The 15,776-nt window shown below is 71.1% G+C and carries 11 protein-coding genes; 8 read left to right on the top strand and 3 right to left on the bottom strand.

Annotated features, from left to right (window positions below; translation table 11 throughout):
• Positions 1–201: 201 nt before the first annotated feature.
• The 3 genes from proS to MFF56_RS07565 are packed head-to-tail and all read left to right on the top strand — an operon-like array spanning position 202 to position 3,569.
• Positions 202–1,527 carry a proline--tRNA ligase gene (proS, locus tag MFF56_RS07575; RefSeq protein ID WP_066920922.1) on the top strand — a complete coding sequence of 442 codons (1,326 nt, stop codon included), beginning with the start codon at positions 202–204 and terminating at the stop codon, positions 1,525–1,527.
• Positions 1,528–1,536: 9 nt separating this feature from the next.
• Positions 1,537–2,847 carry a lipoprotein-releasing ABC transporter permease subunit gene (locus tag MFF56_RS07570; protein ID WP_066920920.1) on the top strand — a complete coding sequence of 437 codons (1,311 nt, stop codon included), beginning with the start codon at positions 1,537–1,539 and terminating at the stop codon, positions 2,845–2,847.
• Between the two features lie 14 nt (positions 2,848–2,861).
• The gene (locus tag MFF56_RS07565) at positions 2,862–3,569 is read left to right on the top strand and encodes an ABC transporter ATP-binding protein (RefSeq protein ID WP_066920918.1); all 708 of its coding nucleotides are present in this window, start codon (positions 2,862–2,864) and stop codon (positions 3,567–3,569) included.
• Positions 3,570–3,585: 16 nt separating this feature from the next.
• Here the strand turns inward: MFF56_RS07565 and MFF56_RS07560 are convergent, their stop codons facing one another.
• Positions 3,586–4,860 (bottom strand): glycosyltransferase, encoded by a 1,275-nt coding sequence (locus MFF56_RS07560; protein ID WP_066920916.1) that lies wholly within the window; start codon positions 4,858–4,860, stop codon positions 3,586–3,588.
• 593 nt (positions 4,861–5,453) lie between these two features.
• Here MFF56_RS07560 and dnaE point away from each other — a divergent pair.
• Positions 5,454–8,984 carry a DNA polymerase III subunit alpha gene (gene dnaE, locus MFF56_RS07555; protein ID WP_066920914.1) on the top strand — a complete coding sequence of 1,177 codons (3,531 nt, stop codon included), beginning with the start codon at positions 5,454–5,456 and terminating at the stop codon, positions 8,982–8,984.
• A gap of 15 nt (positions 8,985–8,999) precedes the next feature.
• Here dnaE and MFF56_RS07550 read toward each other — a convergent pair whose 3' ends face one another.
• Positions 9,000–9,536, bottom strand: coding sequence for a hypothetical protein (locus MFF56_RS07550; protein WP_066920912.1), 537 nt, complete (start codon positions 9,534–9,536; stop codon positions 9,000–9,002).
• 64 nt (positions 9,537–9,600) lie between these two features.
• Positions 9,601–12,291, bottom strand: a complete 2,691-nt coding sequence (gene uvrB / locus MFF56_RS07545) for an excinuclease ABC subunit UvrB (protein WP_066920910.1) — start codon at positions 12,289–12,291, stop codon at positions 9,601–9,603.
• Between the two features lie 211 nt (positions 12,292–12,502).
• On the opposite strand from uvrB, the gene MFF56_RS07540 reads away from it, so the two are divergent.
• From MFF56_RS07540 to MFF56_RS07525, 4 genes are all read left to right on the top strand, one after another.
• A complete protein-coding gene (locus tag MFF56_RS07540; RefSeq protein WP_066920908.1) occupies positions 12,503–14,017 on the top strand; it encodes a flavin-containing monooxygenase in 1,515 nt (504 codons plus the stop codon).
• Between the two features lie 12 nt (positions 14,018–14,029).
• Positions 14,030–14,851: an SDR family NAD(P)-dependent oxidoreductase gene (locus MFF56_RS07535; RefSeq protein WP_066920906.1), complete on the top strand. Its 822-nt coding sequence runs from the start codon at positions 14,030–14,032 to the stop codon at positions 14,849–14,851.
• 236 nt (positions 14,852–15,087) lie between these two features.
• On the top strand, positions 15,088–15,285 hold the full coding sequence (locus MFF56_RS07530) for a DUF2934 domain-containing protein (protein ID WP_066920927.1): 198 nt from the start codon (positions 15,088–15,090) through the stop codon (positions 15,283–15,285).
• A gap of 104 nt (positions 15,286–15,389) precedes the next feature.
• Positions 15,390–15,776: an exopolysaccharide production protein YjbE gene (locus MFF56_RS07525; RefSeq protein ID WP_238229901.1), complete on the top strand. Its 387-nt coding sequence runs from the start codon at positions 15,390–15,392 to the stop codon at positions 15,774–15,776.

The raw sequence follows: 15,776 nt of genomic DNA, 5'->3' as shown, positions 1-15,776 counted from the left end.
CCCCAAGGGCGAAAAGTGCTCTTTTTTGCCGCCCCGGGGAACGATCCCTGCGGGGCCTTTGCGTCGGTGTGGAAATCGCGCGGCGCGCCGGCCCCGGGTGCCCAGCGCTTGTGTTTTCCCGAGGCAATGTGTTGTGTGCGCTCGGCGCGGAATGCTCCCGCCGTGCCAGATCAAGCCTGTCCGGACCGCGATCGGATCGTCATGCGTCTCTCCCGCTACTTCCTGCCCACCCTGCGCGAGACGCCCAAAGAGGCCGAGATCATCTCGCACCGCCTGATGCTGCGCGCGGGCCTGATCCGCCAGGAAGCCGCGGGCATCTACGCTTGGCTGCCGCTGGGCTTGCGCGTGCTGAACCGGGTCTGCGCGGTAATCCGCGAGGAGCAGGACCGGGCGGGTGCCGTCGAGTTGCTGATGCCAACCGTGCAGTCGGCCGATCTCTGGCGGGAGTCGGGCCGCTACGACGCCTACGGCAAGGAGATGCTGCGCATCAAGGACCGCCACGACCGCGACATCCTCTATGGTCCGACCGCCGAGGAGGTGGTGACCGAGATCTTCCGCGCGAGCGTGCGCTCCTACAAGGACCTACCGAAGAACCTCTATCAGATCTCGTGGAAGTTCCGCGACGAGGTGCGCCCGCGCTTCGGCACGATGCGCTCGCGAGAGTTCCTGATGAAGGACGCCTACTCCTTCGATTTCGACCAGGCCGGCGCCCGCCACGCCTACAACCGGATGTTCGTGGCCTACCTGCGCACCTTTGCGGGGCTTGGCCTCAAGGCGATCCCGATGCGCGCCGACACCGGCCCGATCGGCGGCGACCTAAGCCACGAGTTCATCATCCTGGCCAAGACCGGCGAGAGCGAAGTCTTCTGCGACCGCGCCTATCTCGACTTCCCGATCCCGCCGGCCAACACCGATTTCGAGGACGTGGCGGCCCTTCAGGGCATCGTCGATGCCTGGACCTCGCACTACGCCGCCACCGACGAGATGCACGAGGCCGACGCCTTCGCCGAGGTGCCGGAGGCCGACCGTCTCGCCGCCCGCGGCATCGAGGTCGGCCACATCTTCTACTTCGGCACCAAATACTCCGAGCCGATGGGCGCAAAGGTCGCGGGTCCGGACGGCATCGAGCGGCCGGTCCATATGGGCTCCTACGGCATCGGTCCGAGCCGGCTCGTCGCCGCGATCGTCGAGGCGAGCCATGATGAGGGGGGCATCATCTGGCCGGACGCGGTGGCGCCCTTCGACGTCGCGCTGATCAATCTGAAGGTTGGCGATGCAGCAACGGACGCCGCCTGCGGGGAGATTCAGGCGCAACTCGAGGCCGCCAACCTCTCGGTGCTCTACGACGACCGCGACGAGCGACCCGGCGCCAAGTTCGCGACCGCCGACCTCATCGGCCTGCCCTGGCAGGTCGTGGTGGGCCCGAAGGGCCTGGCCGAGGGCAAGGTCGAGCTGAAGCGGCGGGCGGGCGGCGAGCGCGAGGCGGTCGCGCCCGTCGATCTCGTCACCCGCATCCGGCGGATCTGAAGGCGCACGATGGCTGGCAGCGCGACGGAAACGGGCGGACGGACCGCGCGGCTCGCCGCCCTCCTCGGGCGCGCCGGCACGACGGCGCCCTTCGCGGCCTTCGAGTGGATCATCGCGGGCCGGTATCTCCGGGCGCGCCGCCGGGGGGGCGGGGTCTCGGTGGTGGCCTTCTTCTCGGTGCTCGGCATCGCGCTGGGCGTCGCCACGCTCATCATCGTGCTCTCGGTGATGAACGGCTTCCGCTCCGAGCTGATGTCGAAGATCATCGGCATCAACGGGCACGTCTTCGCGACGCCCATCGACCGCACCTTCACCGACTACGAGGATCTGTCCGACCGCCTCGCGAAGGTGGCCGGCGTGCGCGCGGCGATCCCGCTCGTCGAGGGGCAGGCCTTCGCCTCCTCGCCCTACGGCGGCAGCGGCGTGCTGGTCCGCGGCGTGCGCGGCGCGGATCTCGACGGCATGGCGGCGATCTCGAGATCGCTGCGCGGGGGCACGCTCGAAGGGTTCGACGACGGCTCCGGCGTGATCATCGGCCGGCGGCTCGCCGACGCGCTCGGCCTCCAGGCAGGCGACACCATCACGCTCTCGACGCCCAAGGGCTCGACCACGCCCTTCGGCACGGCGCCGCGCACCAAGAGCTACGCCGTCAAGGCGGTGTTCGAGATCGGCATGACCGAGTTCGACTCGACCTTCGTGTTCATGCCGCTCGCCGAGTCCCAGGCCTTCTTCAACAAGGAGGGCGACGTCTCGATGATCGAGATCTACATCGATCATCCGGACGAGGTCGGCGCCATGCGCGAGCCCCTGGAACTCGCCGCCGAGCGCCCGATCCTGCTCACCGACTGGCGCCAGCGCAACCGCACCTTCTTCGGCGCGCTCGAGGTCGAGCGCAACGTGATGTTCCTGATCCTCAGCCTGATCGTGGTGGTGGCGACCCTGAACATCGTCTCCGGCCTGATCCTGCTGGTGCGCGACAAGTCGAGCGACATCGCCATCCTGCGCACCATGGGGGCGACGCCCGGCACGGTGATGCGGGTCTTCCTGATCAACGGCGCGCTGATCGGGCTCGTCGGCACGCTCTCGGGGCTGGTCCTCGGCATCGCGATCACGCTCAACATCAAGCCGATCCAGCGCGTGCTCTTCCCCGGCGCCTGGGACCCGACCGTGCGCTTCCTGGCCGAGATCCCGGCCGAGATGAACTCGGGCGAGATCACGGTCGTGGTCGTCACCGCCTTCCTGCTGTCGCTCGCCGCGACGCTCTATCCTTCCTGGCGCGCGGCCCGGCTCGATCCGGTGCAGGCGCTGCGCTACGGCTGAGACCGGGAACCGCCATGAGCACCGATGCCCCCGGCAGCCAGCCGGTGCCGGCCCTGTTCTTCGCCCGCGTCGAGCGGCGCTACAAGCAGGCCGAGGGCGCCCTGGAGATCCTCCGCGGCGCCGACCTCGCGATCTGGCCGGGCGAGCTCGTCGCCCTGGTGGCGCCGTCGGGCGCCGGCAAGTCCACGCTCCTGCACCTCGCGGGCCTGCTGGAGCGTCCGGACGGCGGCGAGGTCTATGTCGGCGGACAGCCGACCGCCGCGATGAGCGATGCCGAGCGCACGCGCTTCCGCCGCGAGGAGATGGGCTTCGTCTACCAGTTCCACCATCTCCTGCCGGAGTTCTCGGCGCTGGAGAACGTGGTGATGCCCCAGCTCATCCGGGGTCTGAAGCGCACCGAGGCCAAGGCGCGCGCCGCCGAACTCCTCGGCTTCCTCGGCCTCAAGGACCGCCTGCCGCACCGCCCGGCCGAATTGTCCGGCGGCGAGCAGCAGCGCGTCGCCATCGCCCGCGCGGTCGCCAACGGCCCGCGCCTGCTGCTCGCCGACGAGCCCACGGGCAACCTCGACCCGCAGACGGCCGACCACGTCTTCGGGATCCTGCTGGCGCTGGTGCGCGCCTCGGGGCTGGCGGCGCTCATCGCCACCCACAACATGGATCTGGCCGCCCGCATGGACCGCCGGGTCACGATCCGGGACGGGTTGATCCACCAGCTCGATTGAGGTCGCGGGCTGTCGCTCAGGACGCCGCCCGCAGGCCCGGCACCGACAGCATCGCCTCCGCCGCGTCGCAGGCGCGCGCGATCTGGTCCGGATCCGCGCGCATCCGCTCGCGCACCGCCGCGCAGGCGCGGGCGACCGCGGGGTCGCCGATCAGGCGGTCGAGCAGGGAGGCCGCCTCGCGCGGGCGGAAGGCGCGGCGGCTCAGCACGGCGCCGAGCCCGAGCTCGGCGAGCCGGCGGCCCTCGTCGAAATGGTCGAAGGCGACCGGCACCACGAGTTGCGGGATGCCGGCCGCGAGCGCCTGCGCCACGGTGCCGATGCCGCCGTGGTGGATGAGCGCCGCGCAGCGCGGCAGCAGCGCCCCGAACGGCGCGTAGGGCAGGTGGATGATGCCGGGCGGCAGGTCGCGCGGGATCTGCCCGGACTGGGGCGCCAGCAGCACGCCGCGCCGCCCCATCCGTCGGCACAGGTCCAGGGCCGTCTCGAAGAAGCGCGCCCCGTGCCGCATGGCCGAGCCGTAGGTGAAGACGAGCGGCCGCTCGCCCGCGTCCAGGAAGGCGGCGAGGTCCGGCGGGATCTCGGCGGCGTCGCCGAAGCGATCGACCAACGGGAAGCCGATCTGCACCGCCTGGGCCGGCCAGTCCCGCTGCGGCGGGGTGAACCAGTCGGGGAACATCAGCAGCATCCGCGTCGGGCTGTTCCACCAGTGCCGCAGGCGCCGGACGGGGGCGAGCCCGAGCCGGGTCCGCAGGGCGTTCAGCGGCGGCAGGGCGACGGGGCCGATCGCGTAGGCGTCCGCGCCGACGCCGAGCCAGTGCCGGAACCGGGCCGAGAGGAAGCGCGGCAGCGGCAGGCCCGGCAGGCGCGGCGGCGCGATCCGGCTCTCGATGAGGAACGGCATCACCTGCAGCGTCGCCAGCGGCAGGTCGTAGAGGTCCTGGGCGAGGCGCGCGCCGAGCGCCAGGGGCGAGGCGACCACCACGCCGCGCCGCTCCCGGGACCAGCTCGCCCCGAGCCAGAGCAGCGTGGTCTCGGTGAGGCCGGACACGTAGTCGAAGAGCGGCCTCACGCCCCGGCGCGGGTGCCAGAGGTCGGGCGAGCGGGTCATCGCGTCGTACTGGGCCACCGTGCCGAGGGGCTGGAAGGGCAGGCCGGCCCGTCGGGCCAGCGGCTCGAACGGGGCGGGCGCGGCCAGCGCGACCCCATGGCCCCGGCGCGCCATCTCGGCGCCGAGGGCGATGAAGGGCAGCACGTCGCCGTGCGTCCCGACGGCCACCAGGAAGAACTCCATCCTGACGAAAGCACGATCGCGTTGAATTGCCCGGCTCCCGCGGCGCCTCTGCTCGAAGCCGGGGGATCTAGCAGGTGGGGTTGCTTCTGCAATGTGTCAGGTTGCGCCGTATCGCAAACGGTCATCCAACCTATCACGATGCGCCCGATACCTTCGGCGTCGAACAGGGCCCGGGGATTTCGTTAACCCTGGTCTTGGGTTCGTCAGCCGCGCGCCTTTACGTAGAACATAAAGCGAACAATAGTGGCCTTGTTCCTCAATTGTTCTCGGGAGACGCGGCAGATGCTGAAGCGGATGATCCTCACGGGCATGGCGGAGTTCATGGCGTTCGGGCTCCTGTCGGTCGCGCTCGCGGCCTGGGGCGTAGCCTTGGCGCCGTTGAATTAGCGGCCGGTTGCGCGGACGCGGTTTGTTCCCGCTGCGCCGCGTTGCGCACAGGAAAGTCGCCCGATCACCGGCGCGCGGGCGGAATCGACGCGCGGACCGGGGAGGGCGGGCGGAGAATCGTGGATATCCCGGGCGGTGCGGCGCGGCGGTGACAGACTCCCCCCACGCCTCTCGGCGATCCTGTCCGGCCACGAACAAGGTCGGTCATGGCGCGTCAGCTCAAGGCGGTGGGGTATGTCCACCTCCACGTTCACTCGTCCTACTCGCTGCTCGAGGGCGCCCTGAAGGTCGGCGACCTGGTCAAGGCGGCCGCCGCCGACCGGCAGCCGGCCCTCGCGCTCACCGACACGAACAACCTCTTCGGCGCGCTGGAATTCTCCGAGAAGGCGGCGGGGACCGGCATCCAGCCCATCGCCGGCATGCAGCTCGCGGTGACCTTCGAGGCGCCGGACCCGCTGGGGCGCAGCCAGGTTCAGGTCACCAACATCGTGCTGCTGGCCCAGGACGAGGCGGGCTACGGCAACCTGCTGCGCCTCGCCTCGCGGGCCTATTTCGACAACGATCTCGGCGAGGCCGCGCGGGTGCGGGCCGAGGCGCTCGCCGAATCGGCCGGCGGCCTGATCGCGCTCACGGGCGGCCCCTCCGGCCCCCTCGACACCGCGATCCGGGCCGGACAGCCCGAGCGCGCGCGCGCGCGTCTCGCCGCGCTGAAGGCGGCCTTCGGGCCGGACAACCTCTACGTCGAGGTGCAGCGCCACGGCCTGCCCGACGAGCGCCGGGTCGAGGACGCCTTGATCGCGCTCGCGGACGCCGAGGGGCTGTCGCTGGTCGCGGCCAACGAGCCCTTCTTCGCCAAGCCCGACGATTTCGACGCCCACGACGCGCTGCTCGCCATCGCGGAGGGCCGCGTGGTCTCCGACGAGCGCCGCCGCCGGCTCACCCCGAGCCACGGCTTCAAGACCCGGGCCGAGATGGCCGAGCTCTTTCGCGACCTGCCGGACGCGCTTCAGGCGACCGTCGAGATCGCGATGCGCTGCGCCTACCGGGTCCGCACCCGCAAGCCGATCCTGCCGAACTTCGGCAGCGTCGCGGAGGAAGGGCTCGCCGAGAGCCAGCGGGCGCAGGAAGCCGCGCTCGCTGCCGAGGCCACGACGGCGGTCGCCGAGGCCATCGCGGACGACGAGCCGACCGAGCTGCGCCGTCAGGCCGAGGCCGGGCTGGAGGCGCGCCTGGAGAAGCACGGGCCGGCGCCGGGCTTCACGCCCGAGCAGTACCGCGAGCGCCTCGCCTTCGAGCTCGACGTCATCGTCAAGATGAAGTTCCCGGGCTACTTCCTGATCGTCTCGGACTTCATCAAGTGGGCCAAGGCCCACGACATCCCGGTCGGACCCGGCCGCGGCTCGGGCGCGGGCTCGCTCGTGGCGTGGTCGCTCCTGATCACCGACCTCGACCCGCTGCGCTTCGGCCTGCTGTTCGAGCGCTTCCTCAACCCCGAACGCGTCTCGATGCCGGATTTCGACATCGACTTCTGCGTCGAGGGCCGCGAGCGCGTGATCCAGTACGTCCAGCGCCGCTACGGCGAGCGGCAGGTGGCGCAGATCATCACCTTCGGTACGCTGCTCGCCCGCGGCGTGCTGCGCGACGTCGGCCGCGTGCTCGAGATGCCCTACGGGCAGGTCGACAAGCTGACGAAGCTCGTGCCCCAGAATCCGGCCAACCCCGTGACGCTGGCCCAGGCCATCGAGGGCGAGCCGAAGCTGCAGGCGGCGATCGAGGAGGAGCCCGTCGTCGCCCGCCTGATGGCGCATGCCCGCAAGCTCGAAGGGCTGCACCGCCACGCCTCGACCCACGCGGCCGGCGTGGTGATCGGCGACCGGCCGCTCGAACAGCTCGTGCCGCTCTACCGCGACCCGAAGACCGGCATGCGGGTGACCCAGTTCAACATGAAATGGGTCGAGCAGGCGGGCTTGGTAAAGTTCGACTTCCTGGGACTCAAGACCCTTACGATGCTCCGGTGCTGCACGGACCTGCTCAAGCAGCGCGGCATCGACATCGACCTGGCCGCCCTGCCGCTCGACGACCCGAAGACCTACGGGCCGATGGGGAAGGGCGAGACGGTCGGCGTGTTCCAGGTGGAATCGGCCGGCATGCGTAAGGCGCTCTGCGAGATGCAGTGCGACCGGCTCGAGGACATCATCGCCCTGGTGGCCCTCTACCGGCCGGGCCCGATGGCCAACATCCCGGTCTATTGCGAGCGCAAGCTCGGGCGCGACGCCGGCAACGAGGCCGCCTGGTACCCGCACCCGATGCTGGAGCCGATGCTGAAGGAGACCTTCGGCATCATCGTCTACCAGGAGCAGGTGATGGAGATCGCCAAGGTGCTCGCGGGCTACACGCTCGGCGAGGCCGACATGCTCCGCCGCGCCATGGGCAAGAAGATCCGCGCCGAGATGGACGCGCAGCGCGAGCGCTTCGTGAAGGGCTGCACGGCCAACGGCCTGACCAAGGCCAAGGCCGACGAGATCTTCGACCTGCTCGCCAAGTTCGCCGATTACGGCTTCAACAAGAGCCACGCGGCGGCCTACGCGCTGCTGACCTACCAGACCGCCTACCTGAAGGGGAATCACCCGGTCGAGTTCCTCGCCGCCGCGATGACCCTCGACATCGACAACACCGACAAGCTCGCCGAATTCCGCCAGGACGCGCAGCGCCTGAAGATCCCGGTCGATCCGCCCTCGATCAACACCTCCGGCGAGGTGTTCGAGGTGCATGGCGGGCGCATCCGCTACGCGCTCGCGGCCATCAAGGGCGTCGGCCGCGAGGCGGTGCGCGCGATCATCCAGGCGCGCGGCGACAGGCCCTTCAAGGACCTCGCCTGCTTGGCGCGCCGCCTCAACCCGCGCATGGTCAACAAGCGGGTTCTGGAAAGCCTCGTCCAGGCCGGCGCCCTCGACTGCATCGAGCCCGACCGCGCTCGCGCCTTCGCGGCGATCGAGCCGATGATGAAGCTGGCGCAAGGGGCGGCCGAGGCGGAATCGACCGGCATCACCGACATGTTCGGCGGCGTGGTCTCGGACACGGTCTCGCTGCGCATCCCGCCGCACGAGCTCTGGCCGATGGCCGACAAGCTGAAGCGGGAATACGCCGCCATCGGCTTCTTCGTCTCGGGCCACCCCCTCGACGAGTACGGCGACCTGCTCGGCAAGCTCAGGGTCCAGAGCTGGGCCGAGTTCTGCCGCGCGGTCCGCTCCGGCACCACCAGCGTCGGGCGCGTGGCGGCGTCCGTGCTCGACCGCTCGGAGCGGCGCACCAAGACCGGCAACAAGCTCGGCATCGTCACGCTCTCGGACCAGACCGGGCATTTCGAGGCGATCATCTTCTCGGAAGGCCTCGGCCATTACCGGGAGATCCTGGAGCCCGGAAAGCCGCTGGTCCTGCAGCTGCAGGCGAACCTCGAGGGCGAGGACGTGCGCGCCCGCATCATGACCGCCGAGCCTCTCGATGCGGCGGTGGCCCGCTACCAGAAGGGCATGCGGATCTTCCTGCGCGACGAGCGCCCGATCCCGACCGTGCAGCAGCGTCTGGCGAACCGCGGGGAGGGCGAGGTCTCGCTGATCCTGATGCTCGACGGCGCCCGCGAGGTCGAGGTGCGCCTGCCCGGCAAGTACCAGGCGACGCCCGCCATCGCGGGAGCGCTGCGGGCGGTGCCCGGCGTGGTGCAGGTCGAGGTGAACTGAGGGCGCGGGACGGGCTCAGGGACCGCTGAGGCAGGGCGTGAGCGCCGCGCGCAGCGGGCCGGCCTCGGACTCGGGTACGGTGACGGTGGCGACGAGCGGTTCGTCGCCCTTGCGCGGGCTGCCTTGCGTCCAGACCAGCCGCGCGCCGGGCTCGACCAGGGCGACCGCGATGCCGTTGGCCGGCGTCTCGCCGCGCCGGGCCGGCTCCACGGTGAGCCGGAAGCTCGTCGCGGGCTCGGCCGCCACCGCGCCGTTGGCGCGGGCCCGGGCAGTGCGCACGCCCGCCGCGCCGACGACCCGGAACTCGCTCAGCGCCGCGGTGCTGCCGCTCGGGCCTTCGAGCCCCGAGAAGTCGAAGACCGGCTCCAGATCCGCGAAGCCCGGAACCGTCAGGTCGAGGGAGACGGCGCGGGTCTTCGGCTCGCAGGCGACCCGCAGCGCCACCTCCCGGCGGAGCGCCCCGACCGTCGCACTGCCCGAGAGATCGACCGAGGCAGCCTGGGCGGCGGCCGGCAGCAGCGCCAGGAGGGCGAGGGCGTATCGTGGGTGCATGCGGGGATCCCGTCTCGATCGGGCGCCGAGCCGGGCCGTCGGGCGATGGGGCAGGCCGGCCGCCTCACCCACGCTTGCGTCCCCCGCCGCCCTTGTACTTCGGCTTCTGGCCGCCGAGCCCCTGGGTCGAGCGCGGCTTCGGCCGCTCCTGCCAGACGGGGGCGCCGGCCGGCAACTCGCGGTCGGTGCCCGGCCCCATGTTGTCGAGGTCGGGCGCCGCGATCCGGCTGCCGCGCGGCGGTTTGCGGCCGAACTTGCCGGCCTCGCGCTCGACGTCGCCCTGGCGCGCCATCGGGTCGTCCGAGACCAGGAGCTCGGTCGCCTGGAGCCGCTTGAGCTCGTCGCGCAGGCGCGCGGCCTCCTCGAAGTCGAGGTCGGCGGCGGCGGTACGCATCCGCTTCTCGAGGTCGGCCATCACGGCCTTCAGGTTGTGGCCGACCGTGATCGCGTCCTTGGCGAGCCCCGTATCGACCTGCACGTGGTCGCGCTCGAACACGCTGGAGAGGATGTCGCTGATCCCGCGCTTCACGCTCTGCGGCGTGATGCCGTGCTCGGCGTTGTAGGCGAGCTGCTTCTGGCGGCGCCGTTCCGTCTCGGCCATCGCCCGCTCCATCGAGCCGGTGATCTGGTCGGCGTAGAGGATGCAGCGCGCCTCCGCGTTGCGGGCCGCGCGGCCGATCGTCTGGATCAGCGAGGTCTCGGAGCGCAGGAAACCCTCCTTGTCGGCGTCGAGGATCGCGACGAGGGCGCATTCCGGGATGTCGAGGCCCTCGCGCAGCAGGTTGATGCCGATCAGCACGTCGAAGGCGCCGAGGCGCAGATCCCGGATGATCTCGATGCGCTCCAGCGTGTCGATGTCGGAGTGCATGTAGCGCACCCGCACGTTGTTCTCGTGCAGGTACTCGGTCAGGTCCTCGGCCATGCGCTTGGTCAGCGTCGTCACGAGCGTGCGGTAGCCGGCCTGGGCCACCTCGCGGACCTCCCCTAAGAGGTCGTCCACCTGGCTCCGGGCCGGGCGGATCTCGATCACCGGATCGACGAGGCCCGTCGGGCGGATGACCTGCTCGGCGAAGACGCCGCCGGTCTGCTCCATCTCCCACTTGCCGGGCGTCGCCGAGACGTGGACCGACTGGGGCCGCATCGCGTCCCATTCCTCGAAGCGCAGCGGGCGGTTGTCCAGGCAGGAGGGCAGGCGGAACCCGTACTCGGCGAGCGTCGCCTTGCGGCGGAAGTCGCCCCGGTACATGCCGCCGATCTGCGGCACGGTGACGTGGCTCTCGTCGGTGAAGACGAGCGCGTTGTCGGGCAGGTACTCGAACAGGGTCGGGGGCGGCTCGCCGGGCTTTCGTCCGGTGAGGTAGCGTGAATAATTCTCGATGCCGTTGCAGGCACCCGTCGCCTCGATCATCTCGATGTCGAAGGTGCAGCGCTGGTCGATGCGCTGCGCCTCGATCAGGCGGCCCATCCGGGTCAGCTCCTCGATCCGGCCTTTCAGCTCGTGCTTGATGCCCTTGATCGCCTGCTGAAGAGTGGGGCGCGGCGTGACGTAGTGCGAGTTGGCGTAGACCTTCACGAACTTCAGCTCGGAGATGGTCTTGCCGGTGAGCGGATCGAACTCGACGATCTTCTCGATCTCGTCGCCGAACAGGCCGATGCGCCAGCCGCGATCCTCCAAGTGGGCCGGCCAGAGCTCGATCGTGTCGCCGCGCACCCGGAAGGTGCCGCGGGCGAAGTCGGACTGGATGCGCTTGTACTGCAGCGCCACGAGGTCGGCGATGAGCTGGCGCTGCTCGATGCGCTCGCCGAGCGAGACCGTGAACGACATCGCCGTGTAGGTCTCGACCGAGCCGATGCCGTAGATGCACGAGACCGAGGCCACGATGATCACGTCGTCGCGCTCGAGGAGCGCCCGGGTGGCGGCGTGGCGCATCCGGTCGATCTGCTCGTTGATCGAGGATTCCTTCTCGATGAAGGTGTCGGAGCGCGGGACGTAGGCCTCGGGCTGGTAGTAGTCGTAGTACGAGACGAAGTACTCGACCGCGTTGTCGGGAAAGAAGCTCTTGAACTCGCCGTAGAGCTGCGCGGCGAGCGTCTTGTTCGGGGCCAGGATGAGCGCCGGGCGCTGCGTCTCCTCGATGATCTTGGCCATCGTGAAGGTCTTGCCCGAGCCGGTGACGCCGAGCAGCACCTGGTCGCGCTCGTGCGCGCCCACGCCCTTCACCAGCTCGGCGATGGCGGCCGGCTGGTCGCCGGCGGGCTCGAACTCCGACTTCATCACGAAGCGGATGCCGGCCTCGGACTTCTTCGGGCGCTCGGGCCGGTGCGGCACCCAGGCCGCGCCGTCCTTGAACAGCGGGTTGCCCTCGGTGAGCAGGCGTTCCAGCGCCGTCACCGTCGCGGAGGCGCCGCCCGGGTCGAGCGGCGCGGTGTCGGGCTGGCCCTCCGGGGCCGGGCCGTCCTCGGGCGGGGTCAGGCCGAGCGCCTGGGCGAGGCGCGGGTCGACCTCGGCGCCGGGGGCGACCGTGAAGCCCGATTGCGACGCCTCGCCGAAACCCTGCGGTGCCGCGGCATCCGCCTTCCTGCGCCCGCGCCGGCCCGGAACCTGCCCGGGGCGCTCGGGCTCCGGCAACCGGTTGCGGTTGAGCGCCGGGTTGAGCAGGTCGGCCAGGAAGGGGTCGAGGGGCTGAAGCTCGGGCTTGTCGGCCTTGCTCGGGCCTTTCGCCGTCGCGCTGCGGGGCTTGCGGGGTTTCGCCATAGCGCGAATATGGTCTCTCGCGAGCCGGCACGGAAGGCCGCGGGAAGCCGCGGGAAGCCGCGGCGCGCAGCCGGAAGGTCGCGCCGCGTTCACCGAGGTCCGCGCCGCGTTCACCGAGGTTCGCGCCGCGTTCACCGAGCCCCGCGCCACGTTGACGCATGTCGGCCGAACACCCTAGATCAATGGCCCGTTCCCGGTTGCCGGAGCCCCGATGGATCCCGCCTCGCCAGGCCGCGCGGACAGCGCGACCCATCTCGACGTGCTGGTCATCGGCGCCGGCATCTCCGGCATCGCGGCCGGCTACCACCTGCAGCGGCGCTGCCCGGACAAGAGCTACGCCATCCTCGAGGCGCGCGAGGCGATCGGCGGCACCTGGGACCTGTTCCGCTATCCCGGCCTGCGCTCGGATTCGGACCTCTACACCTTCGGCTTCAGCTTCCGGCCCTGGACCGGCGAGCGCTCGATCGCCGACGGCGCCTCGATCCTCGCCTACCTGCGCGAGACGGCGGCGGCCTACGGGATCGACCGGAAGATCCGCTTCGGCCATCGGGTCGTCGCCGCGGACTGGGATTCGGCCGCCGCGCGCTGGGTGCTCGACCTCGAGGTCGGGCCGGAGCGCCGCCGGCAGCGGCTCACCTGCGGCTTCCTCTCCGTCTGCGCGGGCTACTACGACTACGAATCGGGCTATCTGCCGGACTGGCCCGGCACGGCGAGGTTCGGGGGCCGCTTCGTGCATCCGCAGGCCTGGCCGGAGGACCTCGACCACACGGCCAAGCGCGTGGTCGTGGTCGGCAGCGGCGCGACCGCGATGACGCTGGTGCCGGCGATGGCGGGAGACGCCGCCCACGTCACCATGCTGCAGCGCTCGCCGACCTACGTGGTGGCGCTGCCCGCCCGCGACCGGGTTGCCGAATGGCTGCGCGCCCGGCTGCCGGAGGGGCTGGCGCTGCGGCTCGCCCGCTGGAAGAACGTCGCGCTCAGCATCCTGTTCTACCAGTACGCCCGCCGGAAGCCCGAGGCGATGAAAGCCCGCATCCTCGGCGGCATCCGCCGCCAGCTCGGGCCGGACTACGACGTCGCGACCCATTTTACCCCGAGCTACAAGCCCTGGGACCAGCGCCTGTGCCTGGTGCCGGACGGCGACCTGTTCCGGGCGATCCGCGGGGGGCGCGCCTCGGTCGAGACCGGCACGATCGAGACCTTCACGGAGACGGGCCTGCGACTCGCCTCGGGCCGCGAGATCCCGGCCGACATCGTGGTCACGGCCACGGGCCTGAAGCTGAAGATGCTCGGCGGCCTCGCCCTCTCGGTGGACGGCGCGCCGGTCGATCCGCAGAGGACCTGGCTCTACAAGGGCATGATGCTGAGCGGGGTGCCGAACCTCGCGGTCGCGATCGGCTACACCAACGCCTCCTGGACCCTGAAATGCGAGCTGACGGCGCAGTACGTCTGCCGCCTGATCCGCCGCATGGACGCGCGCGGCGACCGCTGGTGCATGGCCCGGCGCGACGGCAGCGAGGGCGAGGCGCCGACCATCGACTTCACCTCGGGCTACATCGAGCGAGGCCGCCATCTCCTGCCGAAGCAGGGCGTGCGCCGGCCCTGGCGCCTCTACCAGAACTACCTGCTCGACGTGATCGCCCTGCGCTACGGCCGGGTCGCGGACGGCGCGATGACGTTCGGCAGGGCGGGCGCCCCGCCCGCCGAGGTGCGGCGGGCGGCCTGAGGGGGCACGCGGATGGGCGCGCGATTCGAGCTGGCCGGCCGCACGGCCCTGATCACCGGCGCGGGCAGCGGCATCGGCCGCGCGCTGGCGCTGGCGCTGGCCCGGCGCGGCTGCAACCTTGCGCTGGCGGACATCGACGCCTCCGGCCTCGCCGAGACCGCAGCGCGCCTGCCGGCGGGCCTCCGGGTTAGCCGGCACCGGCTCGACGTCTCCGACCGTGAGGCGGTAGCGGCCCTGCCCGCGGAGATCCGGGCGGCCCATCCGGGTCTCGACCTCCTCGTGAACAATGCCGGCGTCGCCCTCGGCGGCAGATTCGAGCAGGTCTCGGAGGCCGACTTCGAGTGGCTGATCGGGATCAACCTCTGGGGCGTGGTGCGGATGACGCGGGCCTTCCTGCCGCTGCTGCGGGAGAGCCCGGAGGCGCGCATCGTCAACCTGTCGAGCCTCTACGGCCTGATCGCGCCGCCCGGCCAGACCGCCTACGCGACGAGCAAGTTCGCGGTGCGCGGCTTCTCGCACGCCCTCGCCCACGAGTTGGCGGGCTCGACCGTCGGCGTCACCGTGGTCCATCCGGGCGGCGTCGCGACCCGGATCGCCGACAGCGCGCGCCTGCCGGCCGACCTCGCGCCCGAGGAGAGCGCTCGCGGGCGGGCGCAGGCCAACAGCTACCTCAAGCTCGCGCCCGCGCGCGCCGCCGAGATCATCCTGACGGCGGTCGAGCGGCGGCGCCCCCGGGTGCTGGTCGGCACCGACGCGCGGATCGTCGCGCTGCTGGAACGGTTGATGCCGGCCGCCTACTGGCCCGTCCTCGCCCGGCTGATGCGACAGCCCTGAGCGGCCGCGGAAACCGGCGCCTGCCTCGCGAGTTCGCCGAACAGGACGGCTTCCGCCCCGGCACCCGCTCACCGCGCCCTCGTCGCGATGTCCGGGCCCCGCACGGAGACCGCAGGACCGAGAGCGGCAGCCCCGAGGCCATGGTGGAACGAGTGTCACGCGACGATGCGAGAGTCGATCCGGGCGAGCCGGCCGCCGCCGGCGGCCCGGCGGACGGACCGGAGGCGAGGCGCGCGATGGACAGACCCGAGGCCGACGCGATCTCCTTCGAGCAGATCCGCGAGCGGGCCTACGAACTCTGGGAGCGCAACCACCGCCCCGAGGGGCTGGAGATCCAGTTCTGGCTGCTCGCCGAGCGCGAACTCAGGACGGAGCGCGCGCGGGGGCGCGGCGAGCGGAGCGGCGAAGGCCCCGGCGGGACGGGGCCTGTCTGAGGCGGCGCGCCTCGACTTGCCGAAAGGTCTTCATAGAAATGCCATAGGAACCTTCGCGGTGATGTCGGACTTATCCTGCCGCAGAAAGATCGGAGGAAAAGCCAATGAAGGTCACCGGTATCGCCGGCGCGCTCGCCATCCTGACGTTCACCGCTGGCAGCGTGCTAGCCGCTCCGTGCAATACGGGTTCGACGAAGGGCAAGTCCCCGGACCAGACGATGAACGAGAAGAGCTCGGACGTCGATAAGTCGAGCAAGAACCTCGCGGGCGGCCAGCAGCCGGCCTCGCCCGGCACCGTCGGCGCCATGAACAACGTGGGCGCGGGCCAGACCGCCGCGGCCGGCCAAGGCACGTCCAGCACCGGCGACAAGACCGATCCCGGCGCCAAGAACCTCGCGGGCGGCCAGCAGCCGGCCTCGCCCGGCACCGTCGGCGCCATGAACAACTCCGTTCCCAACCAGGAACTCGGCAAGAAGGGCGACGATTGCTGA

The organism is Methylobacterium hispanicum (assembly GCF_022179285.1).
Classification (GTDB): Bacteria; Pseudomonadota; Alphaproteobacteria; order Rhizobiales; family Beijerinckiaceae; genus Methylobacterium; species Methylobacterium hispanicum.
Note: the sequence above shows the minus strand (reverse complement) of the source record. Positions and strands in the feature narration are given on the sequence as shown.

What these genes read in the sequence shown, in the direction of transcription:
- MFF56_RS07530 (WP_066920927.1), top strand. Translation starts at nt 15,088, where the DNA reads ATGGACAGACCCGAGGCCGACGCGATCTCCTTCGAGCAGATCCGCGAG.
- MFF56_RS07525 (WP_238229901.1), top strand. Translation starts at nt 15,390, where the DNA reads ATGAAGGTCACCGGTATCGCCGGCGCGCTCGCCATCCTGACGTTCACC.
- MFF56_RS07560 (WP_066920916.1), bottom strand. Translation starts at nt 4,860, where the DNA reads ATGGAGTTCTTCCTGGTGGCCGTCGGGACGCACGGCGACGTGCTGCCC.
- MFF56_RS07565 (WP_066920918.1), top strand. Translation starts at nt 2,862, where the DNA reads ATGAGCACCGATGCCCCCGGCAGCCAGCCGGTGCCGGCCCTGTTCTTC.
- MFF56_RS07570 (WP_066920920.1), top strand. Translation starts at nt 1,537, where the DNA reads ATGGCTGGCAGCGCGACGGAAACGGGCGGACGGACCGCGCGGCTCGCC.
- MFF56_RS07535 (WP_066920906.1), top strand. Translation starts at nt 14,030, where the DNA reads ATGGGCGCGCGATTCGAGCTGGCCGGCCGCACGGCCCTGATCACCGGC.
- MFF56_RS07540 (WP_066920908.1), top strand. Translation starts at nt 12,503, where the DNA reads ATGGATCCCGCCTCGCCAGGCCGCGCGGACAGCGCGACCCATCTCGAC.
- MFF56_RS07550 (WP_066920912.1), bottom strand. Translation starts at nt 9,536, where the DNA reads ATGCACCCACGATACGCCCTCGCCCTCCTGGCGCTGCTGCCGGCCGCC.
- dnaE (WP_066920914.1), top strand. Translation starts at nt 5,454, where the DNA reads ATGGCGCGTCAGCTCAAGGCGGTGGGGTATGTCCACCTCCACGTTCAC.
- proS (WP_066920922.1), top strand. Translation starts at nt 202, where the DNA reads ATGCGTCTCTCCCGCTACTTCCTGCCCACCCTGCGCGAGACGCCCAAA.
- uvrB (WP_066920910.1), bottom strand. Translation starts at nt 12,291, where the DNA reads ATGGCGAAACCCCGCAAGCCCCGCAGCGCGACGGCGAAAGGCCCGAGC.